At 44.4% G+C, this 23,117-nt stretch carries 26 protein-coding genes and 1 pseudogene; 22 read left to right on the top strand and 5 right to left on the bottom strand.

The annotated features are described in order from the left end of the window. The first annotated feature begins 151 nt into the window (after nucleotides 1–151). Nucleotides 152–589 carry a ribosomal-processing cysteine protease Prp gene (locus tag AC58QO_RS04595; protein WP_497264092.1) on the top strand — a complete coding sequence of 146 codons (438 nt, stop codon included), beginning with the start codon at nucleotides 152–154 and terminating at the stop codon, nucleotides 587–589. A 341-nt stretch (nucleotides 590–930) separates the two neighbouring features. Next, a complete protein-coding gene (locus AC58QO_RS04600) occupies nucleotides 931–1,212 on the top strand; it encodes a hypothetical protein (RefSeq protein ID WP_497264093.1) in 282 nt (93 codons plus the stop codon). A gap of 385 nt (nucleotides 1,213–1,597) precedes the next feature. On the opposite strand, the gene AC58QO_RS04605 is transcribed toward AC58QO_RS04600, so the two are convergent. Then, complete coding sequence (locus AC58QO_RS04605; protein WP_497264392.1) at nucleotides 1,598–1,999, bottom strand: tyrosine-type recombinase/integrase; 402 nt, start codon at nucleotides 1,997–1,999, stop codon at nucleotides 1,598–1,600. Next, nucleotides 1,977–2,249: a site-specific integrase gene (locus AC58QO_RS04610; protein ID WP_497264094.1), complete on the bottom strand. Its 273-nt coding sequence runs from the start codon at nucleotides 2,247–2,249 to the stop codon at nucleotides 1,977–1,979. The genes AC58QO_RS04605 and AC58QO_RS04610 overlap by 23 nt, the downstream gene beginning before the upstream one ends. A gap of 505 nt (nucleotides 2,250–2,754) precedes the next feature. On the opposite strand from AC58QO_RS04610, the gene AC58QO_RS04615 reads away from it, so the two are divergent. From AC58QO_RS04615 to AC58QO_RS04625, 3 genes are all read left to right on the top strand, one after another. Next, entirely contained in the window at nucleotides 2,755–3,525 is a 771-nt protein-coding gene (locus tag AC58QO_RS04615) for a DNA cytosine methyltransferase (protein WP_497264095.1), read from the top strand. Between the two features lie 237 nt (nucleotides 3,526–3,762). Further along, nucleotides 3,763–4,092, top strand: a complete 330-nt coding sequence (locus AC58QO_RS04620; RefSeq protein WP_497264096.1) for a hypothetical protein — start codon at nucleotides 3,763–3,765, stop codon at nucleotides 4,090–4,092. A 93-nt stretch (nucleotides 4,093–4,185) separates the two neighbouring features. Continuing rightward, complete coding sequence (locus AC58QO_RS04625; protein ID WP_497264097.1) at nucleotides 4,186–4,671, top strand: sigma factor-like helix-turn-helix DNA-binding protein; 486 nt, start codon at nucleotides 4,186–4,188, stop codon at nucleotides 4,669–4,671. A 333-nt stretch (nucleotides 4,672–5,004) separates the two neighbouring features. On the opposite strand, the gene AC58QO_RS04630 is transcribed toward AC58QO_RS04625, so the two are convergent. Further along, a complete protein-coding gene (locus tag AC58QO_RS04630) occupies nucleotides 5,005–6,750 on the bottom strand; it encodes a hypothetical protein (RefSeq protein ID WP_497264098.1) in 1,746 nt (581 codons plus the stop codon). Between the two features lie 111 nt (nucleotides 6,751–6,861). Continuing rightward, the gene (locus AC58QO_RS04635) at nucleotides 6,862–8,568 is read right to left on the bottom strand and encodes a collagen-like triple helix repeat-containing protein (protein ID WP_497264099.1); all 1,707 of its coding nucleotides are present in this window, start codon (nucleotides 8,566–8,568) and stop codon (nucleotides 6,862–6,864) included. A 332-nt stretch (nucleotides 8,569–8,900) separates the two neighbouring features. Between AC58QO_RS04635 and AC58QO_RS04640 the strand changes: the two are divergent. The 6 genes and pseudogenes from AC58QO_RS04640 (at nucleotide 8,901) to coaD (ending at nucleotide 12,821) form a co-directional block, all read left to right on the top strand. Further along, nucleotides 8,901–9,426: pseudogene (locus tag AC58QO_RS04640) on the top strand (GIY-YIG nuclease family protein). A 34-nt stretch (nucleotides 9,427–9,460) separates the two neighbouring features. Continuing rightward, the gene (locus AC58QO_RS04645; RefSeq protein WP_497264100.1) at nucleotides 9,461–10,171 is read left to right on the top strand and encodes a stalk domain-containing protein; all 711 of its coding nucleotides are present in this window, start codon (nucleotides 9,461–9,463) and stop codon (nucleotides 10,169–10,171) included. A 64-nt stretch (nucleotides 10,172–10,235) separates the two neighbouring features. Continuing rightward, nucleotides 10,236–10,697 (top strand): DUF4365 domain-containing protein, encoded by a 462-nt coding sequence (locus AC58QO_RS04650; protein ID WP_497264101.1) that lies wholly within the window; start codon nucleotides 10,236–10,238, stop codon nucleotides 10,695–10,697. Between the two features lie 125 nt (nucleotides 10,698–10,822). Then, nucleotides 10,823–11,143, top strand: a complete 321-nt coding sequence (locus AC58QO_RS04655; protein ID WP_497264102.1) for a ParB/RepB/Spo0J family partition protein — start codon at nucleotides 10,823–10,825, stop codon at nucleotides 11,141–11,143. 582 nt (nucleotides 11,144–11,725) lie between these two features. Further along, the gene (gene rsmD / locus AC58QO_RS04660; protein WP_497264103.1) at nucleotides 11,726–12,289 is read left to right on the top strand and encodes a 16S rRNA (guanine(966)-N(2))-methyltransferase RsmD; all 564 of its coding nucleotides are present in this window, start codon (nucleotides 11,726–11,728) and stop codon (nucleotides 12,287–12,289) included. 28 nt (nucleotides 12,290–12,317) lie between these two features. Then, nucleotides 12,318–12,821 carry a pantetheine-phosphate adenylyltransferase gene (gene coaD, locus AC58QO_RS04665; RefSeq protein ID WP_497264104.1) on the top strand — a complete coding sequence of 168 codons (504 nt, stop codon included), beginning with the start codon at nucleotides 12,318–12,320 and terminating at the stop codon, nucleotides 12,819–12,821. Between the two features lie 22 nt (nucleotides 12,822–12,843). On the opposite strand, the gene AC58QO_RS04670 is transcribed toward coaD, so the two are convergent. Next, on the bottom strand, nucleotides 12,844–14,127 hold the full coding sequence (locus AC58QO_RS04670) for a nucleoside recognition domain-containing protein (protein ID WP_497264105.1): 1,284 nt from the start codon (nucleotides 14,125–14,127) through the stop codon (nucleotides 12,844–12,846). A 123-nt stretch (nucleotides 14,128–14,250) separates the two neighbouring features. Here AC58QO_RS04670 and AC58QO_RS04675 point away from each other — a divergent pair, with 123 nt between their 5' ends. The 11 genes from AC58QO_RS04675 to rnc all read left to right on the top strand — a co-directional run bounded on the left by AC58QO_RS04675 (nucleotide 14,251) and on the right by rnc (nucleotide 23,042). Then, entirely contained in the window at nucleotides 14,251–15,372 is a 1,122-nt protein-coding gene (locus AC58QO_RS04675; RefSeq protein WP_497264106.1) for a SepM family pheromone-processing serine protease, read from the top strand. Nucleotides 15,373–15,463: 91 nt separating this feature from the next. Next, the gene (locus AC58QO_RS04680) at nucleotides 15,464–15,973 is read left to right on the top strand and encodes a YceD family protein (RefSeq protein WP_497264107.1); all 510 of its coding nucleotides are present in this window, start codon (nucleotides 15,464–15,466) and stop codon (nucleotides 15,971–15,973) included. Nucleotides 15,974–16,009: 36 nt separating this feature from the next. Next, nucleotides 16,010–16,183 carry a 50S ribosomal protein L32 gene (gene rpmF, locus AC58QO_RS04685; RefSeq protein WP_056624823.1) on the top strand — a complete coding sequence of 58 codons (174 nt, stop codon included), beginning with the start codon at nucleotides 16,010–16,012 and terminating at the stop codon, nucleotides 16,181–16,183. A 118-nt stretch (nucleotides 16,184–16,301) separates the two neighbouring features. Then, entirely contained in the window at nucleotides 16,302–16,916 is a 615-nt protein-coding gene (fapR, locus tag AC58QO_RS04690) for a transcription factor FapR (protein ID WP_164483581.1), read from the top strand. Next, a complete protein-coding gene (gene plsX, locus AC58QO_RS04695) occupies nucleotides 16,900–17,904 on the top strand; it encodes a phosphate acyltransferase PlsX (protein WP_497264108.1) in 1,005 nt (334 codons plus the stop codon). The genes fapR and plsX overlap by 17 nt, the downstream gene beginning before the upstream one ends. Then, entirely contained in the window at nucleotides 17,901–18,887 is a 987-nt protein-coding gene (locus tag AC58QO_RS04700; RefSeq protein WP_497264109.1) for a beta-ketoacyl-ACP synthase III, read from the top strand. Before plsX ends, AC58QO_RS04700 begins: the two co-directional genes overlap by 4 nt. A gap of 68 nt (nucleotides 18,888–18,955) precedes the next feature. Beyond that, on the top strand, nucleotides 18,956–19,906 hold the full coding sequence (gene fabD / locus AC58QO_RS04705) for an ACP S-malonyltransferase (protein ID WP_497264110.1): 951 nt from the start codon (nucleotides 18,956–18,958) through the stop codon (nucleotides 19,904–19,906). After that, entirely contained in the window at nucleotides 19,893–20,633 is a 741-nt protein-coding gene (fabG, locus tag AC58QO_RS04710) for a 3-oxoacyl-[acyl-carrier-protein] reductase (RefSeq protein ID WP_497264111.1), read from the top strand. Before fabD ends, fabG begins: the two co-directional genes overlap by 14 nt. A gap of 86 nt (nucleotides 20,634–20,719) precedes the next feature. Then, complete coding sequence (acpP, locus tag AC58QO_RS04715) at nucleotides 20,720–20,953, top strand: acyl carrier protein (RefSeq protein WP_028558238.1); 234 nt, start codon at nucleotides 20,720–20,722, stop codon at nucleotides 20,951–20,953. 91 nt (nucleotides 20,954–21,044) lie between these two features. Continuing rightward, entirely contained in the window at nucleotides 21,045–22,280 is a 1,236-nt protein-coding gene (gene fabF / locus AC58QO_RS04720; RefSeq protein ID WP_497264112.1) for a beta-ketoacyl-ACP synthase II, read from the top strand. A 60-nt stretch (nucleotides 22,281–22,340) separates the two neighbouring features. Continuing rightward, nucleotides 22,341–23,042, top strand: a complete 702-nt coding sequence (gene rnc / locus AC58QO_RS04725) for a ribonuclease III (protein ID WP_497264113.1) — start codon at nucleotides 22,341–22,343, stop codon at nucleotides 23,040–23,042. The last annotated feature ends 75 nt before the right edge of the window (nucleotides 23,043–23,117 follow it).

Genomic DNA, 23,117 nt, shown 5'->3' on the forward strand with positions numbered 1-23,117 from the left:
AAGTGTAACAAGAGTCATCAGAGTTTCTAAATAGCTTTAAATTGCAAGTTTGTAATATTTGGAATAGAACAGTGATGCGAATAAAGATGCCTTGTATCAAGTTATATAAACATTTGGAAAATATAGATAGATTATGAAGAGGGATGAAAGAATGGCGTTTTCTAACGAAATTGAAATTCAAAGATCTATAATTGATTATGAGACTGAGGAATATAATCCATTTGTGGTGACATTTTACTATAACAGTAAAAATATTTTGTACGGTTTTGTAGCAAGAGGTGAAACTGGTTTTACTCAATATGGTCTCGATATAATCGCAGCTGGAGTTTCCTCCTTAGTAATAAATACTGTACACTCAGTTCAACACCTAACCAACGATCAAGTAGATTCTGACGTGAAACGTAATTTCACTAAATGCATTTTACCTAAGCTTCAAGATAATAATGGAAGTCGAGAGGCTATTGTATTATTACAGTCGCTAGAGATAGGAATACATAGTATACAAAACACTTATGGACAAAAATATATAACAATTGAAGAAATAAGAGAGGAAAAGAAAACTCTTTTAAAGAGACTATTTGTTAAATAACAATACACCACTATATAAAACTGAATTCAAACAGTGTGAGTAGATGTGTTGGAGTAAGAGATATTACGGCAAATCCTCCTTTTATCGGCTTATATGGTGATCCTCCAGTAAAGATTCTATTTAACCCAGAAGAAGAGTTTGGGGACTTCAAAAACAAGATTCATGATTTTGATTGGATGACCTTAGATTTGAGTTAGATATTATATAATTTAATTGCCAAAGAGTCGCAGAAAAGTAGTTGTTTTTTGTCATTCAGTCTAATAAGTGAATGGATGAATACGTCGAATTTAATAGCGGGTAAATGTTACCTTTTGTCGAAGTGTGAGATGGGAGGTGATACTATGGATAGTATTGTAATAGAGTATGGGTATACAGAAATTAATGGCGAAGTTCTATTTACTGTTGATTATACGTCATTTTTTCGAGCCCACGAAATGGGCGATATTGACCAGGTACAATATGTTTTGAACAGACTAAAAGAAGAAGTTAATCAAAACAAGAGAGCGATCTTGCTTAAATCTTATGAAAATTCTAGACCAATCGTAAAAGCAACCTATTCTAAATTAAGAGAAGTTGAACAGTTTGAGGAAAATATTAGTGAAATTAAGTATAAAGCACCCTAACCGGTGCTTTTTCATTTGTCTAATATCGCAGCAAAAGAGAACTTTCAAACCATAGTTGAGTTGCACCAGCGTAAAATGAGGTAACGACGCTATTATACAATTTTGAAGCTCTGTTATAGTCAAATAAAACCCATATATAATAAGGGTTTAAGGAAACTGTTCTATAAAATAATATAACGGCGACTGCTTGCGCAGCCGCCTCATGGGAGAAGAGACCAAAGCCTCTTTTTATAAACTGTTATAGTCTGAAAAATCCTTGATTTTACTGGCTTTTTTCATCGTTATTCGGAAAGGGAATGAGTCAATCAGATGCATTTTGAAGCAGTTGGTCACCAACTGGTCACCAATTGGTGACCACGTGAAAACTGTACTGGTCCCTGTTTAATTAAACTGGTTTTTGCTGTTTTACTTCAAAGAATGAGTCGAATTTGCTTGCCGCGGCTTTATCTGCAGATTCTATAGCATGGCCGTAAACATTCATTGTAGTCCCTATATTGGAATGTCCTAATCGATTGGAGATAATTTTGGCATGAACACCCTGGTTAATGAGAAGGGTAGCTGAAGTGTGTCGTAGGTCGTGGAATCGAATGTATTTCATCTGCGGATACTTTCTAATAAAGCGTCGCCACATATCGCCAGGCGTTTTGGTATAGAAGGGCTTACCGTTCCAATTGCAAAAAACAAAAAAACGTTCTCCACCTTCCCATTTCTCTTCAAGCTTCAGTCTGTCTTTCTTACACTGTAGTTGAAAAGCTCTAAGTTCATCAATAAACGATTTGTGGGACAGAAACTTTTCTTATGGAGTTTTTTGTTTTAGGTTCTTTTATTATGGATTGTCCATCTTTGAACATAGGTATGCATTGTTTTACTTCAATAAATTCATTTTCTAAATCAATGTGTTTCCATTCAAGGCCAAGAAGTTCACCGACGCGGAGGCCGGTTGTAATTGCAAGAAGAATTAAGGTCCGGAAGAGTTGTTTCTCAGAAGACAAAGCACCTATAACGAATCTAACCTCGTCATCATTGTAAACTTCCATTTCCTTGGACTTCTCCTAAGGCTTGGTTACCCCTTTGATGGGGTTTTCTTTAATGACTTTCCAATCCATCGCTTTAATGAAGATACTTCGAAGAACCCGATAATTATAAACGATAGTAGAGGAAGAAAGGGTACCTGTCTCCATACTTCCAGATAAAAAGAAAAACCAAAATTCTTGGAAGAGGGGAACGGCGTGAATAGATGGAGCATTTATGAATGGATTAAACAACATTTATGTTCGCGGGTAAAGTGCCAACTGAAGATGATTGCCTAGCAAAATTTGGGGGGTTGCTTATAAAGGATGAGATTAACGCTGGCATAACTGAATTTGAGTTGACTGCTAAATTAAATGTTGAACGGAAGAAAAGGCGGTATAAGAAAGGAATATGAGCATATTTAGAATCCAGATTTAAGGGAGAATTTAACCACGGTGCGTCGAGGATCAGGCTAAGGGTCATCGGAATCAACCAGGACATTATTGACAAAGTAGTAGGAGGTTTTCACCTGTGAAGGCACTTAGTTTATTCAGCGGAATCGGCGGCATAGATTTGGCATGCGAATGGTTCGGCATTGAAACATTGGTCTTCTGCGAACGAGAGCCGTTCCCCCAAAAGGTGATTCGGAAGCATTGGCCGAACGTTCCAATCTATGATGATGTATGTACGCTTACGAAAGAGAGGTTAAAAACAGATGGAATCAGCTCAATTGACATTATTCACGGAGGATACCCTTGCCAACCTTTTAGTATTGCCGGGGGAAAAAGAGGCGCGGAAGATGACCGTTACCTCTGGCCGGAAATATGCAGATTACTACAAGAAATCAAGCCTAAATGGTTTATTAGTGAGAATGTTGCTAACCACATCACATTGGGCCTCGACGAAGTGTTATCTGATTTGGAGGGTGCAGGATACACCTGGGAAACGTTTGTTGTTCCGGCTGTTGCCGTCAACGCACCCCACCGAAGAGACAGAGTCTATATTGTCGGAACTATTTCCAACTTCTGCGGCATCGGATACAAGGGGCTTGAACGATTACAACAAGACGCTAAAGAGATTGCAAAATGGAGAGAGAGCGCACTGCGGACAACTCCCAAACTATTTGATGATGTTGATTGGAAGGAAAGGGCGAAGCAATCCGGTTTTTTGGGAGCAGATGATGGGGTTTCCCGAAGGGGGGTCAGACATCGAATAAAGGCACTTGGAAATACGGTTGTTCCGTATCAGATTTATCCGATACTGGCGGCAATTAAACAGATCGAATCAATGAACTTTCGTTGAATAACGAAGAACTTGGGGAGGTGTTATAAACAATGAGCACTGTATCGCTAAGCTCAAGAAAACACGCAGAGGCGTTAGTTGCAGGAAGGCAGGACGATACATGACTAGGTATGAAGGTATTGATCCTTCGACTAGGACTGGATTCGTTGTTTTTGAACGAATACGGTGAGATAGAAGGCGTAGAGAACGGAGTTGCATAAAATAAGGAGGGACAGTATATGAAATGGAAGCAAGCTTTTGTGGGTTAAGCGAAACAATCAAGGTGTGGCACTACGCATTGAAGAAGAGCGACCTCCAGGTGTGCCGGCCGACCAGTTTGAGGATGAAGACGAAGTTGGATTGGTAAACACTTCAACTGAAAAATTTGCAATATTCGCTTCGCTTAATCGCTATTTCGAACTTATTCAAATTATTAGACCCGCATTGCAGCAAGCAGAAGAAGCAGTTATGTTGTTGTACCACTTGTACGGTGCTTCAGATGAAGACGATTTGTTAGAACGTGGTGAGCCACAACTAATTGACACTTACAATGAGTTGAAATCTAAAATTCTAAAAGTCGCTATATAGAAATAGAAAGATCCCCCGGCTCCTAGCAAGACCACGGGGGATCAAACATATGTTCACAAAACCTATATTAACACACTGCGGGGGTGTGAGGGAATGGGAAACCACGATTTATCTGATGGATACAAGCAAACAGCGTCTATGTTGAGAAAGATGGCTGCAGATAAAAGTAGTAAGATCAAAGAAATTGAGCAGCAAGAAAATGATAAATGTTTGGAAAGTATTCTTGGTAAACCTGATGAGCTTTCAGTTCTGCAAGCAGACCGGCGGATTATTAATGAGATGATTGCTGATTGTGACTGGACGATTGAATGGCTGGACAGTGGGCGCCGCCCCGGGAATAAACGGGGGATTGAGCGTCGATCAGCCTACCAGCGAGAGAAGTTAATGGTTCCGGTCCGTATGCAGGCATACGTCACACAGAGCTCAGCAGGGAGTTCCGCTAACCTTTCTGACTGGCAGAGTTTTCAGATTGAAGATGCTTTGTCCAGACTTAGCGATCGAGAACGCGAGTGTTATGTGTTGGCGCATGGTGAGTGCTTTTCGTTTAGTGAGATTGCTGGGATGCTTGGGGTGTGTTAAGGAAATGTGGAGGTTTACGTGACGCGAGCTCAGAAGAAAATATCAGATGATTTGCAGAAAAGCCTATTCCTTGTGGGATAGGTTTATATTGTGCGACGAGCAGTGGCACAACAAAAAGCGCTACCACAAAGGTAGCGCCAGAATACTTATATATCCTATTTCTTGCATGGACAGTATAAGATGACGCATTGTCGTCTGAATTGAATCATAGCCTGCAAGTCGCGCAACGTTCTGGATACGGTACTAGCTTATCACCTTTCTCTGACCGTTCCGTAAGCCAACAACGTTCTATTTAGCTATCCATCATAAACCCATTGCTCTGGTGATCTTTTTCTATGTTGGTGAGGGGAATCTTGCTGCTTGAAAATTGCTTCGTTCTGGTTGGCCAATGGCACCTTGCGCTACCACACCAGGTGCATTCGTTGAAGCCGTTATGCGAATTTGATCACCGACACTTAATTCTAGTATAGCTGAAACATCCACGTAAGCTGCATTTCTAGTGAAAGTAGGATAGGATATGCCTTCCCAGTCCTCGGCAACAATAACACCATTTCTTTCAATCTGTATTTCTCCAACGAAACCGTTTGTTGTAGGACCTACAAAGAATATCGATCCAATAATCAAATATATACCATTTTGAGCAGGAGTAAACGTTGACGTTAAGGGGTTATATTCGTTGTTTAAATCAAATTCTTGAGTTTCAAAGGTTATCACAATCCTGGTTCCCGTTAAAGTTTGCTGGGTATCCTTATTAGCCCTAAATGCTGATACTGGAACCGGTCCTTGCGCGCCTGTTGCCCCAGTTGCCCCAGTTGCTCCAGTAGCACCTGTTGCGCCTGTATCGCCAGTTGGACCTGTCGCTCCTGTTACTCCTGTTACTCCTGTCGCTCCTGTTACTCCTGTTACTCCAGTAGCTCCAGTTGGGCCTGTGGCACCTGTAGCGCCAGTAGCTCCAGAAGCGCCAGTAGCTCCAGTAGCTCCAGTAGCTCCAGTCGGACCTGTTTCACCGGTAGCTCCCGTAGCACCTGTTGCGCCTGTATCGCCAGTTGGACCTGTCGCACCTGTTACTCCAGTATCGCCTGTTGCACCTGTTACTCCAGTAGCACCTGTAGCTCCGGTTATTCCAGTTGCCCCAGTTTCACCTGTAGCTCCGATTGCGCCAGTTGCCCCAGTTTCACCTGTAGCTCCGGTTGCGCCAGTTGCCCCAGTTTCACCTGTAGCTCCGGTTGCGCCAGTTGCCCCAGTTTCACCTGTAGCTCCGGTTGCGCCAGTTGTACCCGTTGCGCCTGTATCTCCAGTTGCACCCGTAGCTCCTGTTACTCCAGTAACACCCGTAGCGCCAGTAACGCCAGTAACGCCAGTAGCACCAGTAGCGCCAGTTTCACCTATAGCACCAGTAGCTCCTGTAGCTCCTGTAGCTCCTGTAGCGCCAGTAGCGCCAGTAGCGCCAGTAGCACCAGTAGCCCCAGTAGCCCCAGTAGCCCCTGTATCGCCTGTTGGACCTGTAGCACCCGTAGCTCCAGTAGCGCCAGCAGCACCAGTAGCACCAGTAGCACCAGTAGCACCAGTTTCACCAGTAGCTCCGGTTACTCCAGTTGCGCCAGTAGCACCTGTAGCTCCTGTTGCACCAGTAGCACCAGTATTACCTGTAGCTCCTGTAGCACCAGATACGCCAGTTGCCCCTGTAACTCCTGGTGTTCCTGTTGCGCCAGTAGCACCTGTAGCTCCGGTTGCCCCCGTAGCCCCCGTAGCCCCCGTAGCTCCGGTTACTCCTGTTGCGCCAGTAGCTCCCGTAACTCCAGTTGCACCAGTGGATCCTGTTGCGCCCGTCGGACCTAAATAAGGAAATTCGATCTTCATTTCTCCTCCATTGTACAGTTCAATCTCAATTTCCTTGACCTGAATCCAATCAATAGCTGCTAAAAAATCATTAAGTTCGGACATTCTTTGGATGGGGCCATCGCCTTTATTGAACTTTAATTTGAATTCAGTTTCATTAAAATACTCAATTTCAATTTTTTTGATATTCATAATTCCCACTATTGCAATTAGATTCATTAACTGAGCTAGTTTACTCAAAAAGCCTCACACCTCCTTATTATTTAAATTCTAGTACAATAACTAGATACACAAACTCTTCTCTTTTTAAAGGGAGCAGACCAGCAATTAACGGTCCGATCCCTGGAAATTTTACCCGATTCGATTAACTGTTAAAGAAGAAGAGTTATAGGAAGGGTTACCTATAGCTCCAGTAATGAATACTCTAACAACTTGGCCGGCAATTAGCCTAATTTGAACAGTTCTACCAACTGTTACAAAATATATTTGAGCTTGTGAATTGTTAAAAGCTTCAAATACTCCTCCTATAGGAACGAATCCATTGTGTATACCAAAAGACACAGACTCTAATGGATCAAGTAAAGCAGTTGCTGCAGCGGTGATTAAATAATCACCAGTTAATTGAATTAATATTTGATTGTTTACTAGATCTGGAACTGTGTTTTGAACAGGTACTCCAGCAGTATCAAAATCAACAAAGTTCCCAACTACTGCAGCTCTAGTTGTGCCGTCACTATACATAGATCCATAAGCTAGTACTAAACTTGGACCAGTAGCACCAGTAGCACCAGTAGCACCTGCTGGACCTGTAGCTCCTGTAGAACCTGTCGCACCTGTTACTCCTGTAGCTCCTGTAGCACCGGTAGTGCCAGTAGCTCCATCAGAGCCCGTCGCTCCCGTCGCACCAGTAGCACCAGTCACACCTGCAGCGCCTGTACCTCCTGTGGCTCCAGTAGGTCCTATTGATCCAATTTCACCTGTGGCTCCCGTAGCTCCTGTTGGACCTGCTATTCCTGTTGCGCCCGTCACCCCAGTTGCTCCTTGAAGACCCTGATTTCCTTGAGTTCCCGTAGGACCGGTTACCCCAGTTACCCCAGTGGCTCCAGCTGAACCGGTTGCACCTGTCGCTCCAGTAGCGCCATCAGAACCCGTTGATCCAGTATGGCCAGTGGCGCCTGTTGTTCCAGTAGCACCAGTTTCGCCTGTTGGACCAGTCACGCCAGTCGCTCCAACAGCTCCGACAGCTCCAGTAGCACCAGTTGTTCCAGTCGCGCCTGTTGGACCAGTCACGCCAGTAGCGCCCGTTGAACCTGTATTGCCTGTAGCACCTGTTTCACCTGTAGCTCCCATTGCACCGGTAGCCCCCGTGCTCCCTGTTACACCTTGTAGTCCTGTAACTCCTGTTGCGCCTGTAGCTCCATCAGAGCCCGTAGTGCCCGTCGCACCGGCTGCACCTGTCGGTCCAGTAGCCCCATCAGAACCCATAGATCCAGTAGGGCCAGTAACACCTGTTGCTCCTGTTTCTCCCGTAGCGCCAGTTGGTCCCGTTGGACCAATTAGACCTGTACCACCTGTTGCTCCAACTGCACCCGTAGCACCAGTCGGCCCAGTTATGCCAGTGGCGCCCGTCGTTCCAGTAGCTCCAGTAGCTCCTGTGGCACCGGTTGGTCCAATTGGACCCGTAGTTCCTGTCGGGCCTGTAGCACCAGTTACTCCAGCTTCACCAGTCGTGCCGGTAGCGCCAGTAGCACCCGTAACGCCAGTAGCACCAGTCGGTCCAGTAGCTCCCGTCGCACCCGTGGGACCAGTTGGATCAATAAAAGGAAATTCGAGTTTCATTTCTCCACCATCATACATTTCAACTTCAATTTCCTTGACCTGAATCCAATCAATGAGAGCTAAAAAATTATTAAGTTCAGACGTTCTTTGAATGGGGCCATCGCCTAATTCAAATTTCAATTTGAATTCAGTTTCATTAAAATATTTGATCTCAATTTTTTTGATATTTGAAATACCTACGATTTCAATCAGATTCATTAACTGAGCAAGTTTACTCAAAAATCCAACACCTCCTTATTTTTCGTACGTGCACAAACTCTCATCTTTAAATGGAAACTTTTTCTAATTCCATATATTATATGTGTACAAACTTTCACTGCATGGACGAAACAAATAGACTCGGTAACTGATTTTCTAACGACGAGAAATAATAGTTAAAAAGCCACACCAAAATAGAAGGTGGGTTATATTTACAAATTAATAAAATCTGATATTTTGTAGAATAGCCTATTCATCGTGGGATAGGTATTTTGTGTAAATTTAATCAAACAAGTTACCATTATGTGGTACGATAATAGAGTGTTCATCAAAAAGAAAAGTGTGAAAACCAAATGTTACAAAATACTATAAATGATCTAACATTTAACATATTCAATCCCCAAGTTGATGAACCCAAGCTATTACCTAACACTAAAGGACTGTATTTAATAACAGTAAATTCCTTAGAAAGTCTTCCAGAAAACATGAAAGCACTAGAATTTAATTATTTGTGCAGCAGACCAATTATCTATATTGGAATCACAAACAAGAGTCTTAGAGCTAGAGATTTTCGGAATCATTTTAACGGGAATGCACGTGGATCCACCTTAAGAAAGAGTTTAGGCTCACTGATGTTATTAACAAAAATGAGAGAAGAAAAAGACGACAATAAATATAAATTTAATAAGTCTGACGAGGATAAGCTGTCTTTATGGATGAAGGAAAATTTATACTTACATTTTTGTACTCCAGAGAATCCCAGATGAAATTGAGAAAAAATTAATAGACCAATATAATCCTCCGCTAAATCTTAAGGACAATAATAATAAAGTAAATCAGGAATTTAGACAGAAGCTAAAAGGATTAAGGAAATTATAGGACTAAAAATTCAAACTAGAACAGGAAGATTAATTTGAAAATCAAAAAAATTACTATCATATCCTCGATTACATTAGCATTTATTCTAGGTGGTTCACTTGGAGTTAAGGCAGACTCAGTTTTAGAGTCAATTTCTGCATATCTTGATCACGGCATCAAAATAAAATTGTACGGAACAGACTTTGCATTAAAGGATTCAGAAGGAAATAAATTAGAGGCAATAAACTATAATGGAAGCACATATCTACCAATACGATCAGTGGCAGAAGCGACAGGGATGAAAGTAAAGTGGGAAGAGGAGTCAAGAACAGCAACGCTAGAAAAGGATTCCTTTGTGCTTGCTAATTTAACAGCTACAAGCGGAGTTAGCATTAGTGTAGATGGGCTATGGAAACCATCTTATATTACAGAGGTTAAGAAGATTTATAGTAACTGGTATATGGGTGTTTTATTGGAGACTACACCAATTGATGATAAAAATTTCAAGGATATTATTTCGATGAAAACTCAAGAAATCAAGAAATATTCGAAGATTATTGCAACTAAAGAGATGAATGTAGGAGATTTAAAAGGAATTTATATTGATTTTGAAGAACCGGATTCCCGAACCAAGGTGGTTTACTTAGAAAGTAATAATTCTAAGGAATACTTCACGGTTAAAGTATTTGTTGAAAAAAGTAAATACAGTGATGAAAATAAAGATGCTTTTGATCAAGTTATTTCAACATTTAGTAGATATAGATAGTTCATCGCGAGATGGTTGACTGGACAAAGAATATCTAAATACTCCTAAATAGGGTGGGATCTAAATGCCAAATACAGATTGGTCAAAACTTAATCCGCTACAGCTTGGGAAGTACGCTGAATACTTTGCAAAGATGGAGTTTGCTTCGTACGGACTTGAGGTATTTTCATCAGAAGTCGATGATAGAGGAATTGATTTTATTGTCAAAGATAAGCAAGGAAAGTATTCCGAGATACAGGTTAAATCCTTAAGAGGGAAAGGGTATGTATTTGTTCCGAAAAGTAAATTTAGTATTGAAAATCGAAACTTATATCTAACTTTACTTATTTTTGAACAAGATCGTATGCCAGATATTTTTTTAATTCCGTCTGAAGTATGGAAATCACAAAATGATGTGTTTGTTGATAGAGATTATGGAAAACCGGGGCAAACAAGCAAACCAGAATATGGAATTAACATCTCTCAGAAAAATTATAACATTCTCAAAATGTTTGCTTTCAGCGAAGTAATCGAGGACTTTATTTAACAGAAAGCATTTGTATTTTGTCATACCAAAGCCACCTATTAGTGAAAAGATCATTAATTGTGGAAGCACCCAACCGGTGCTTTTTTCTTTTGTCTAAATCCAACATAATATAAGGGGGAACTAGTTTGAGAATCGAGACTATACAGATTGAACATGTAAAACCAGACGGTTGGAACCCAAACGAAATGGACGATCATATTTATAGGTCATTGGTGGGAAGTATTCGAAAATATGGCGTGGTGCAGCCGATCTTGGTCAGTAGTGAAATGACAATCATTATAGGGGAGAGGCGTTGGAGAGCTGCCCAAGAAGCCGGACTAACTGAACTTATCTGTGTAATCGTGGAGTCAACAGATGAGGAAGCCAAGCTCTTAACGATAAGCCTGAGCCATTTACGTGGCCGGACCAACGAGGAGCTTCTGGCAGCGCTCCTTGAGGAGTTATAGGTAAGTATTAAACTTCAAAAACTTTAAATAGCCCAAGGGTAAATTCCCAGGGACTAGTAGGATGTTTTATTAGAAGATACGCCGCGGCTTTATTAATGAAAGAAAAGAATTTCTAATTGCTCAGCTGTGAACTGATAAACTTGCTGGTAAGTGGGAGTTCCCTGGCAGGAAAGCTGAGGTAGGCGAAATTGGTTTAAATAGATCACAGTATTTTTAACTTTGAAAATTTTCGTCCCCAAACCGTCCCCAAGATTAAATTGTACTAACTGTACTACATGTAGTTTAATTGCTGTTATAGTCAAATAAACCCTTATATAATAAGGGTTCCAGAAAACTGTCCTATAAAATAATAACGGCGACTGCTTGCGCAGCCGCCTCATGGGAGAGGAGAAACCGGATGAAGAGCTTATGGGGAAACGTAAGCCTTCTCCGCGGTTGTCTACGACATTCTCTGATGTCGATAGTTCAAGCATGACCGTTTTACGGTAAATTTATACATCAGAGGGATAAAATTTTTGTGTCAGATTAGTGCTTGTGGTACGATAGCAAAAGAATGAACCAGCAAGAAGGGAATAAAGTACGATGAGAGTGATTTCAGGCACGGCCAAAGGCCGGTCGTTAAAGGCTGTACCAGGTACAAGCACACGACCAACAACAGATAAAGTGAAAGAAGCGATCTTCAGTATGATCGGACCTTATTTCGACGGAGGGCAGGTGCTTGATCTGTTCGCCGGCACTGGCGGGCTTGGGATTGAGGCGCTCAGCCGTGGGATGGATAAGGCAGTATTTATTGATATCGAGAAGAAAAGCATCGACACGATTCAACATAATGTTGAAGTGGCCAGAGTGAAGGATCAGGTGGAAATTTACCGCACGGATGCGACAAGAGCGTTGAAGGTATTGGCGAAGCGGGCAGAGCAATTCCAACTGGTCTTTCTGGATCCTCCGTATAGGATGAAAGGGATCGCTGAGCTAATGACGACGATGGAGGAACAAGCTATTGTAGGAGCTGACGCCACGGTTGTCGTCGAGCACGACGCAAAGGATATCCTGTCAGAAGCCATAGGTGGATTCAAGCAATTACGCAGAGCGGACTATGGAGATACAGCTGTTACCATATTTAAACGCGAAATAGCGTCCACATAAGACAGCACAAGAGGAGATGAACAGCACGATGAAGCAAGAACACGGAATTACAGTCGCGGTATATCCAGGGAGTTTTGACCCGGTTACTTACGGACATCTTGATATTATACATAGAGCAGCAAAAGTATTTGATAAGCTAATTGTAGCTGTGCTGAATAACACATCCAAAAATGCGTTATTCACTCTGGAAGAACGGATGGAACTGCTTCGGAGAGTAACCGCGGATCTGCCTAATGTGGAGATTGACGGTTTCCGGGATTTGATGGTCAATTATATGAAAGCTCGTAATGTCAGGTTAATCGTTCGTGGACTTCGGGCCGTTTCGGATTTTGAGTATGAATTGCAAATGGCATCGACGAATCATAAGCTGAATCCGGATGTGGAAACGTTCTTTATGACGTCGAAGCCGCAGTTTTCGTATTTGAGCTCTAGCATTGTAAAAGAGATTGCCAAATTCCATGGGCCTGTCGAAGATCTCGTACCAGCGGAAGTGGAAGAAGAGTTACGCAAAAAATTCCCTCAGACCAAATAACGAGATCTAAAGGAATTTCAAGTTAATCCATTGTTTTTCTATGAAAGAGGCGCAAGCCAACCGAAACCAGCAGCATCAAGGTAAAAAGAAAAAGGAATTGCGACAGCATTGGTCCCCACAGGCCCCATGCCGTTTCGCCGTTCAAAGGAAACGGTGCCGAGGCAGCCGTATTATCAGCGAGATCTAACCTAAGAAAGCTAGGTTCTGTATCTAACAGAAGCAACTGCAATGGTTTCCATAGCAAAATGGTTGTGAATAAGGCAAGCACGGCATGCAGAGCACGCGACTGCAAAAAGAACATGTAACGCGCATCGGTTTTCTGATGGAAGCCAGCGACCTGTGCATGGGCGGACAAGCCCCCCCAGCCGAGGAAGGCGCTAAGCAGCGCCATTTGTGGCAGAAGCGGGAGATCCTTAGCTTGTTGGCTAAAAGCATACGCACCAAGGTGAATTTCCATCAATCCTTTGATCCATTGTGGCGTTGTATCCGTGAAAACACCCATGAAGCTTAGTAGAAATTGAATAATGGGGCGGAGCATATCAGCAAAATGAGTGATGGAGATGACGTTGATTAACACGGAAAATATCATCATATAGCCGCCAATCAACATCAGCGTCTGCACAGCGGAGGATACGGCATCGCCAAGCAACTTGCCGAAAGCACGCCCATCCTCCCAATAGGCTTGGCGCATGGTCATAAGGGCTGATTTCCAAATGGAAGCATGCTGCATTTCCTTTGGTCGAAGTGTCAGAGATTGCGCCTCAACAACAGGTTGCTTACTATGACGCATCAAGAAGCCTGTTGCGATCGCGGAAATATAATGAATAATCGCAAGTAAGATCCCTAGTTTGGCATTGTGAAGGAAACCGATACCGATAACCATAATTAGGAATAAAGGGCTGCACAAGTGGGAGAGGGCCGTTAAACGCTCTGTTTCCGTACGTGTGAGGAGGTTTTTTTCACGCAGGGATGCAGTAATTTTAGCGCCTGCAGGAAATCCTACAACAAAGCCTGAGGCCAGTGCCCAACCGCTCACACCAGGGAGACGGAAAATAACGCGCATCAGCGGCTCCAAGAGCACGCCTGTCCCTTGGATGACACCAAAGCCGATCAACAGCTCGGTCATAATGAGGAATGGCATCAAAGCAGGAAAGACGAGCTTCCACCAGATAGTCAACCCCTCAAGGGAAGACTGGAAAGCTTTATCTGGAAATAAAATGACAGATATAACGACCAGCCCAGCCAAAGCTCCCAGCACCAGTGTTGTGAATTTAGCATGGAATCTTGTATGATTCATAGGCTGCATAGCATCACCTCGTCCTTCGAACATGCTTCATTGTACGCAAGAAGGAAGGTGATTAGACCAAGCCTTTCGATGAGACTGTTAGCCAATAACATCAAGAGATAACAACAGGAAAGGGGAGCCTGTATGGATAAGGAAGAAGAGAGCACGATACGTACGTGGTCGAATGATTCGTATCGTTATCCCAGAAGCTCAGCGACGAGACGCTACCTAATATCTGCACTAGTAGGTATTATCATTGTATATCTGCTGTTTTTTGTGCGATTGCCCTTTTTTATTTTTATGCCGGGTACCGCGGAAGAGATCAAACCGATGGTGTCGATTTCCAAAAGCACCGGGACAGAAAAAGGGACACTCATGCTAACAACTGTGCGGGTAGCAGATGCCAATGTGGTGAATTATTTGGTAGGACTCGTTCATCCCTATGAAGAAATACAGCCCAAAACGGCAGTTCTCAAAAAAGGAGAGTCTGAGCAAGAATACACACAGCGTCAGGAATATGTCATGCTAACCTCTCAAGCAAGTGCGATTCAAGCCGCCTATACCGCGGCCAAGGTTCCTTTTCATATCGAGCATGAGGGTGTCATGGTCCTGCAAACTGTACCTGGTTTGTCAGCTGAGAAAGTGCTTAAACCTGGTGATGTTCTTTTGAAGGCTGGGGATAAAGAAGTGAGGGTTGCACAGGATCTACTAGACTCCCTCGCAGGTAAGAAAGCAGGAGAAACCATCTCAATTACGTATGCGAGAAAAAAGACCGAGTTGCAGACGACATTGACCCTAGGGGCACTGCCGCTTCAAGAAGGGGAAACGGTGCCGCGGGCAGGGATTGGTGTCGTGCCAGCAGGTATGCAGTCGGTGAAAGCCGATCAGGAAGATCAACAAGTGTCGATTAAAGCTGGCGATATTGGGGGGCCTTCAGCAGGCTTGATGTTCTCGTTGGAGATATTCAATCAGCTTGTACCCGAGGATATTACGAAGGGCTATCGGATTGCTGGGACAGGAACCATAGAAGCTAATGGCACCGTAGGTCCGATTGGCGGTATTCAACACAAGATTATTGCTGCGGATCGGGAAAAAGCCGAGATTTTCTTTGCGCCCAAAAATATAACCTACAAAGACGGGACCAAGATTGAGAATTATTCTGATGCGGTCAAAAGAGCGAATCAAATCAAGACGAAGATGAAAATCGTCGAAATTGGCACCATGGAAGATGCACTAAAATATCTAGCAGCATTGCCTCCGAAATAAGTCATATCTAGCGATAGTAAATTTTTTTAAATTGACAAGAGGTAGGCAAAGTGGATATAATAATCTTTGTTTGTTTGGGGTGATATATATCATGCAAATTCGTTTTAGAGAACTATCTCTTCAATCGCAGTCTGTACACATGAGCGAAGTTATGAATTTGACGGAACCTTTTGAGGGTCGTCAAGACATTCTTGGTCATGGGCCAGTCAATGTTGATCTTCATGCAAGATATGAAGATGGGGTAGTCAAAGTTAACGGTAATTTAACGCTAGACTTGGAGTTAAGTTGTTCTCGATGCTTAACGCACACTAACCAAACAATTAAGCTTCCATTTAAGGAAGTTTTCATGCAAAAGCCGGAAGAAGAAGATCCAGAGCTTGACGAGGATATTCATCTGGTTGTTGGGGATAAAGTCGATTTAGAGCCTTACGTTGTAGAGAATGTAGTGGTCGGTTTACCGTACATACCACTTTGTGACGAAGCGTGCAAAGGTCTCTGTCCGGTGTGTGGGGAGAATCGCAATGAACGTGATTGCGGCTGTAAGCAGGATCGAATTGATCCTAGACTTGCAGGTCTCGCGGACTTTTTTAACAAAGAATAAGGCAACGCTGAAATTCGAATAAGGAGGTGTTTTGAAATGGCAGTACCTCAACGAAGAACGTCCAAAACTCGTCGTGACAAACGTCGTACTCACTTCAAATTGGAAGTTCCAGGCATGGTGAAATGTGAACAATGTGCTGAGCTTAAGCTTGCGCATCACGTTTGTAAATCTTGCGGAACATACAAAAGCAGAGAGATCGTAAAAGCATAAGATAGGGCATAGTACTTCATCCTAGGTGAGGTGCTATTTTTTTTGCTTTCTTTTTAGTTGTAAATTTAATATACTACAGTTTAGTATCTGGTAATAAGATGAGATCTCACGAGATAAGGTGGTGCTTACCATCGAACGCCTTCCTAAACGACAAAGGCAGCAGCAGCTGTTGCAAGCCATTGAAGCGAACCCTTTTATGACGGATGAGGAATTGATGCGAACGTTTGGGGTTAGTATCCAAACTGTCCGCTTGGATCGATTAGAGCTCGGTATTCCTGAACTGCGGGAACGCATGAAGCATATGGCCGTCAAAACGTATGATCCTGTGCGTTCACTTCCAATAGATGAAGTAATTGGAGAAGTCATTGATTTGCAGTTGGATCAGAGCGGTATTTCGATTTTTGAAATCAAAGAAGACCATATTTTTTCCAGAACCAAAATTGCCAGAGGCCATCATATTTTCTCACAAGCCAACTCGTTGGCTGTTGCTGTCATCGACGATCCGATCGCATTAACAGCTTCGGCAGATATTCGATTTGTACGATCAGTGAAGCTGGGAGAGAAGTGTGTCGCCAAAGCCTATGTGCGATCTGTTTCCAAAGGGAAAGCACGTGTTGAGGTGTTCACTTATGTGGGAGAAGAAACGGTGTTTCGAGGCAACTTTGTCATCTTTCATTCGAAGAAAGAGCAACATCTAGATAGGGAGGACAAGCTCCATGCGGATCGCGATTGATGCAATGGGCGGAGATCATGCGCCTAAGATCGTAGTTGAGGGTGCTCTCGCAGCGGCCAAAGAGTGGAAGGACGTACATATCATTCTAGTCGGCAACAGCGCCGCGATAGAAGCTCACCTCACAGAGAGGCCGGATAACCTAACGATCCGTCATGCGGAAGAAGTCATTGAAGCCGAGGATGAGCCTGTCAAAGCAGTTCGTCGCAAGAAAGACGCTTCTATGGTAGTGGCAGGAAGACTGGTGCGGGAGAAGGAAGCCGAAGCCATGATTTCTGCAGGCAACACAGGAGCCTTAATGACGACTGGATTGCTAATCGTAGGAAGAATTCCCGGTATTGAACGTCCAGCATTAGCACCGATGATTCCTACTATGGACGGTCATGGTGTACTTGCCTTAGATTTAGGAGCGAACATGGATGCAACCCCAGAGCAATTGATCCAATACGCAATTATGGGCAGTATTTATCGTTCCAAAGTGCATGGTATTACTAAGCCTCGCGTGGGTTTGTTGAATGTAGGGACGGAATCGACCAAAGGGAATGAATTAACCAAAACAGCATATCCTTTAATGGAACAAGCTCCGATTCATTTTGTTGGCAATGTGGAGTCATCACAGGTGCTTCGCGCGAAATGCGATGTGATCGTCTGCGACGGCTTTGCTGGAAATATTATGTTGAAATCACTGGAGGGCGCAGCGTCCGCCATTTTCTCAGCATTGAAGCAAGAATTCACGAAATCCATCTTCTCGAAACTTGCAGCAGCCGTTTTGAAGCCAGGGTTGACGCAATTCCGCAAGAAATTGGACTATAATGAACATGGGGCAGCCCCATTCCTGGGTATCGATGGATTGGTACTCAAAAGTCATGGCTCCTCAGATGCAAATGCCATTAAGAATGCCGTTCGTCAAGCAAGAATAGCGTTACAAAATGATTTGGTTGGCACCATATCTGCCGAAATTAGCCGCGGGAAGCGAGATATAACAACATGAACTTAATACCGGTTGGGGTACTCGGAACGGGTAAATATGTACCAGAACGTATTTTAACGAATCAAGAGCTAGAAACAATGGTTGAAACGAATGACGAGTGGATTGTAACTCGAACCGGCATTCGCGAAAGAAGAATAGCAGCAGAAGGACAAGCTACGTCCGATCTTTGCTATGAAGCTTCTTTGGTTGCCTTATCTAACGCTGGCATTACAGCGGATCAACTTGATTTAATTATCGTAGCTACGATCACACCGGATATGTCATTTCCGTCTACGGCCTGTATTCTTCAAGAGAAATTGGGAGCGAAGAAAGCTGCAGCATTCGACTTATCAGCGGCTTGCTCAGGGTTCGTGTATGGACTTGCGAATGCAGCCAATTTTATTGCTACAGGTACATATAAATACGCACTCGTCATCGGCGCAGATTGTCTGTCCAAAATCACGGATTACACAGATCGCAACACATGCATTCTGTTTGGTGATGGGGCAGGTGCTGTTGTTATTGGCGAGGTGCCTGAAGAACGAGGATTTAAGTCCTTTGAACTAGGTGCAGATGGTACTGGAGGTCCTCTTCTGAAAATAGAAGGCGGCGGTTCCCGAAATCCAGCTTCCCAGAACTCGCTTGACCAGCGTTTGCATTACATCTACATGGCCGGTGCTGAGGTCTTCAAGTTCGCAGTTCGCATTATGGGGAATGCTGCAGATGAAGCTTTGCGTAAAGCGGGCTGGGAGAAAACAGACATCGATCTGCTTGTTCCACACCAAGCCAATATGCGGATTATTCAATCCTCACTGAATCGCTTGGAGTTGTCCGAAGATAAATGTATGATTAACTTGGACAAGTATGGCAATATGTCGGCTGCCTCGATTCCAGTAGCACTAGCAGAAGCTTCCGAGCAAGGCAGATTAAGCGAAGGTGATCGCCTTGTCTTAGTTGGCTTTGGCGGCGGACTCACTTGGGGTGCGACAGCATTAGTTTGGTAATTCGATAGATGGACTTATTTTTGAGAAATAATGACTGAATATACCGTGGAAGGGGATCCTTTTCTCGTATGGGTAAAATAGCATTTGTATTTCCTGGACAAGGTTCACAGTCCGTAGGTATGGGACAAGACCTATATGCATCGCAGCCAGCAGCTAAGGCGTATTTCGACCGTGCAGACGCTGCGCTGGGCTTTTCCTTGTCTGATCTGATCTTCCAAGGTCCAGAGGACCAATTGAAGATCACGTACCACACGCAGCCCGCGCTGCTCACGACAAGCATCGCTTGTCTCGAGGCGTTCAAGGCTGTTGGCATCACGCCAGACTATGTCGCAGGACATAGTCTGGGCGAGTACAGCGCGCTCGTCGCAGCGGGCGTGCTCGCGTTCGAAGACGCGGTCCGCACCGTGCGGGCCCGCGGCGAGTTCATGGAGCAGGCCGTCCCAGGCGGCCTGGGTGCCATGGCAGCCGTGCTGGGAGCCGAGCGCGAAGCGCTGGCGGAGCTTTGCGCGGCCATCACCAGCGGCGGCTCCGTCGTGGAGCTCGCCAATGTGAACTGCCCGGGACAGATTGTCGTCTCGGGCAGTAAGGAAGGCGTTGCAGCGGTTGTCGAACGCTGCAAGGAGGCTGGCGCGAAGCGTGCCATCCCGCTTGAAGTGAGCGGGCCGTTTCACTCTTCCCTCATGAAGCCAGCCTCGGAGCGCCTCGCAGAGGTGCTCGCGTCCATCGAGATGAGGGATGCAGCCGTACCCGTTGTCGCCAACGTAACGGCTCGTCCTGTGACCCAGCCGAGCGATATTCGCGGCTTGCTGGTGGAGCAAGTGTATTCCCCTGTACTGTGGGAAGACACCATCACATACCTGATCAGCCAAGGCGTGGATACGTTCATCGAGCTGGGCTCGGGAACGGTGCTTGTCGGCTTGATCAAAAAAGTCGACAAAACGGTGAAAACCGTGTCGATTGGCAGCCTGGAAGCACTGGAAAAGTTCACGCAGGAGGTGCACAATCATGTTAACGGGTAAAGTGGCGCTTGTCACAGGAGCTTCACGCGGCATTGGCCGTGCGATTGCGTTGCATTTGGCTGAGCACGGGGCAGATGTTGTTGTGAACTACGCAGGCAGCGAAGCGGCTGCTAGTGAGGTTGTGGCAGCGATTGAAGCCATGGGCCGCAAAGCGATTAAATTGCGTGCAGACGTAAGCAGCTATCAAGAATCTGACGATTTGGTGAAGCAAACGTTAGAAGTTTTTGGTAAAATTGATATTCTCGTGAATAATGCGGGCATAACAAGAGACAATTTAATCATGCGAATGAAAGAAGAAGAATTCGATCAAGTTATCGCTACGAATCTCAAAGGCGTGTTCAATTGTGTCAAAGCGGTTACGCGTCCGATGATGAAGCAGCGCTTCGGTCGAATTATCAATATATCTTCTGTAGTTGGCGTACTTGGTAACCCAGGACAAGCCAACTATGTAGCAGCAAAAGCGGGTGTAATCGGTCTAACGAAGGCGACTGCGAGAGAATTATCCTCGCGTGGCATCACCGTGAATGCCGTTGCGCCAGGCTTTATTGAAACCGATATGACAGACAAATTGTCTGCTGAGATGCGTGAACAAATGCTGAAGCAAATCCCGCTGGAGCGCCTTGGGCAGCCAGAGGAAATTGCGAAGGTTGTTCGCTTCTTGGCTTCTGACGATGCCTCCTACATGACAGGGCAAACGCTCCATGTAGATGGCGGAATGTACATGTAAGTTTCTGGAAAATTGAGAATCTCAAAATTGACTACTGGCAATCTGTCAAAGATTCTCGTATAATACCAAATGAGGAGGTGAACCGGATGTCCGACGTATTGGATCGTGTTAAACGAATTGTAGTCGATCGTCTAGGGGTTGATGAAGCTGAAGTCACCCTCGAAGCATCTTTCAAAGAAGATCTAGGTGCTGATTCTCTCGATGTAGTTGAATTAGTAATGGAATTAGAAGATGAGTTCGATTTAGAAATTTCAGATGAAGATGCTGAGAAGATTACGACAGTAGGAGAAGTTACGAATTACATAAAATCTCATACGTAATAGTCTACAGAGTCCCGTTTCTAATAAAGACGGGACTTCTCTCCATTCTCACCAATAAAAAATATGAAACACTACATAGAAGGTGGTACAAATGAACAGAGTTGTAATTACAGGTATGGGCGTAGTTACTGCCCTTGGTCAAGATTTGGAAACATTCTGGGGTAACCTGACTTCTGGTAAATCCGGTGTGGGTATGATCGAGAATTTTGATGTAAGCGAATACCCGACACGAATTGCGGCTGAGATCAAAGATTTCAACATTGAGGACTATGTGGATCGCAAAGAGTCTCGTCGTATGGACCGTTTCGTTCAATTCGCGGTTGCAGGCGCTATCAATGCGCTCAAGGATGCGAACTTGAACGTGAAGGAAGATGCTGATCCAGAGCGCGTAGGCGTTTCAGTAGGATCAGGTATCGGCGGTTTGAACACATGGGAAGAGCAGCATCGCATTTTGTTGGAAAAAGGACCTAAACGGGTTTCACCTTTCTTCATCCCGATGATGATTGCGAATATGGCTTCTGGTCACGTATCGATGGTCACGGGTGCGAAGGGGCCGAACTCCACAGCCGTAACGGCTTGTGCAACAGGTACGCATTCCATCGGTGACTCTTTCAAAATGATTCAACGTGGCGATGCTGACGTGATGATTTGCGGCGGTGCTGAGGCGACGATTACTCCAATTGGTGTAGCTGGTTTCTGCGCACTACGCGCGATGTCAACTCGCAATGAAGAGCCGCATTTGGCAAGTCGTCCTTTTGATACAGGTCGTGATGGCTTTGTTATGGGTGAAGGCGCTGGTGTACTTATTCTGGAGTCCCTAGAGCATGCTCAGAAGCGTGGCGCACGCATCTATGCTGAGGTTATCGGCTACGGCATGAGCGGCGATGCATATCACATGACAGATCCAGATCCGGATGGCGCTGCACGTTGTATGGTGAAAGCGATTAAGGATGCCAAGATTGAGCCTGAGGCGATTTCATACATCAACGCTCATGGTACATCGACACCTGTCGGAGATAAGTCGGAGACGATTGCGATCAAGAAAGCGCTAGGCGAGCATGCTTACAAGGTTGCTGTCAGCTCGACGAAATCCATGACAGGTCATTTACTTGGCGCTGCTGGCGGTGTGGAAGCTGTTATTTGTGGATTAACCATCGCAAATAGCCTCATTGCACCAACGATCAACTTGGACAATCAAGATCCTGAGTGTGATTTGGATTATGTGCCTAATAAGGCTCGTGAAGCAAACGTAGGAATTGCAATGTCGAACTCCTTCGGCTTCGGCGGACATAATGCAACGATCATCATGAAAAAGTTTGAAGCATAATTACCATGCCTGCGACGAAAGATAACGGAATATCATTCTCTCCGGGTGGTGAAGTAAGGCGTGAACCGTGATATTAAAGATTTACAGAAGCAGATAGGTGTCTCGTTTCGCAAAACGGAGCTGCTGAAGCAAGCTTTTACACATTCGTCCTATGTGAATGAACACCGTATTGCTGGACATAAAGATAACGAACGGCTTGAGTTTCTTGGAGATGCCGTACTTGAATTAACAGTTTCGGAATTTTTATATGAATCTTATCCTGGGCGTTCTGAAGGTGAATTAACGAAGCTGAGGGCCTCCATTGTTTGTGAGCCCTCGCTCGTGACTTTTGCCGAAGACTTGGATTTCGGTGCCTTTGTCTTACTTGGTAAAGGGGAAGAGTTAACGGGAGGACGTTCACGACCAGCCTTGTTGGCAGATGTGTTTGAATCCTTTGTCGGCGCTTTATACTTAGACCAAGGCTTGGACACCGTTAAAGCTTTTCTTCAGAAGCATGTATTCGCCAAAATTTCCAGTGAGGGCAAGCTGCTCGTGATTGATTACAAGACGCAATTACAAGAGCATACCCAGCATCACAATATGGGATCCTTGGAATACCGGATTGTGAACGAACGGGGTCCTGCACATGAGCGAGAGTTCGTTGCTGAAGTGCATATGGATAGCGAGCTATTGGGAACGGGTGCAGGTCGTTCTAAGAAAGAGGCGGAACAGCAGGCTGCTGCTGGTGCGCTGTCCAAATTAAACGTAACGGTACAACGATAGTGACAAACCAGAAGAGGCGGCAGCTGCTGCCTTTTTTGCATTTTTCTCTTATTTTGACATGCGATATGTTACAAT

It is taken from the genome of Paenibacillus sp. J31R30, assembly GCF_059692115.1.

Excerpts from the sequence above, each read along its gene's own strand:
- acpP (WP_028558238.1), top strand. The coding sequence starts at position 20,720 with ATGTCCGACGTATTGGATCGTGTTAAACGAATTGTAGTCGATCGTCTA.
- rpmF (WP_056624823.1), top strand. The coding sequence starts at position 16,010 with ATGGCAGTACCTCAACGAAGAACGTCCAAAACTCGTCGTGACAAACGT.
- AC58QO_RS04600 (WP_497264093.1), top strand. The coding sequence starts at position 931 with ATGGATAGTATTGTAATAGAGTATGGGTATACAGAAATTAATGGCGAA.
- fabG (WP_497264111.1), top strand. The coding sequence starts at position 19,893 with ATGTTAACGGGTAAAGTGGCGCTTGTCACAGGAGCTTCACGCGGCATT.
- AC58QO_RS04625 (WP_497264097.1), top strand. The coding sequence starts at position 4,186 with ATGGGAAACCACGATTTATCTGATGGATACAAGCAAACAGCGTCTATG.
- AC58QO_RS04610 (WP_497264094.1), bottom strand. The coding sequence starts at position 2,249 with ATGGAAGTTTACAATGATGACGAGGTTAGATTCGTTATAGGTGCTTTG.
- coaD (WP_497264104.1), top strand. The coding sequence starts at position 12,318 with ATGAAGCAAGAACACGGAATTACAGTCGCGGTATATCCAGGGAGTTTT.
- AC58QO_RS04595 (WP_497264092.1), top strand. The coding sequence starts at position 152 with ATGGCGTTTTCTAACGAAATTGAAATTCAAAGATCTATAATTGATTAT.
- AC58QO_RS04675 (WP_497264106.1), top strand. The coding sequence starts at position 14,251 with ATGGATAAGGAAGAAGAGAGCACGATACGTACGTGGTCGAATGATTCG.
- fabD (WP_497264110.1), top strand. The coding sequence starts at position 18,956 with ATGGGTAAAATAGCATTTGTATTTCCTGGACAAGGTTCACAGTCCGTA.
- plsX (WP_497264108.1), top strand. The coding sequence starts at position 16,900 with ATGCGGATCGCGATTGATGCAATGGGCGGAGATCATGCGCCTAAGATC.
- AC58QO_RS04650 (WP_497264101.1), top strand. The coding sequence starts at position 10,236 with ATGCCAAATACAGATTGGTCAAAACTTAATCCGCTACAGCTTGGGAAG.
- AC58QO_RS04670 (WP_497264105.1), bottom strand. The coding sequence starts at position 14,127 with ATGCAGCCTATGAATCATACAAGATTCCATGCTAAATTCACAACACTG.
- fabF (WP_497264112.1), top strand. The coding sequence starts at position 21,045 with ATGAACAGAGTTGTAATTACAGGTATGGGCGTAGTTACTGCCCTTGGT.
- AC58QO_RS04700 (WP_497264109.1), top strand. The coding sequence starts at position 17,901 with ATGAACTTAATACCGGTTGGGGTACTCGGAACGGGTAAATATGTACCA.
- rsmD (WP_497264103.1), top strand. The coding sequence starts at position 11,726 with ATGAGAGTGATTTCAGGCACGGCCAAAGGCCGGTCGTTAAAGGCTGTA.
- AC58QO_RS04680 (WP_497264107.1), top strand. The coding sequence starts at position 15,464 with ATGCAAATTCGTTTTAGAGAACTATCTCTTCAATCGCAGTCTGTACAC.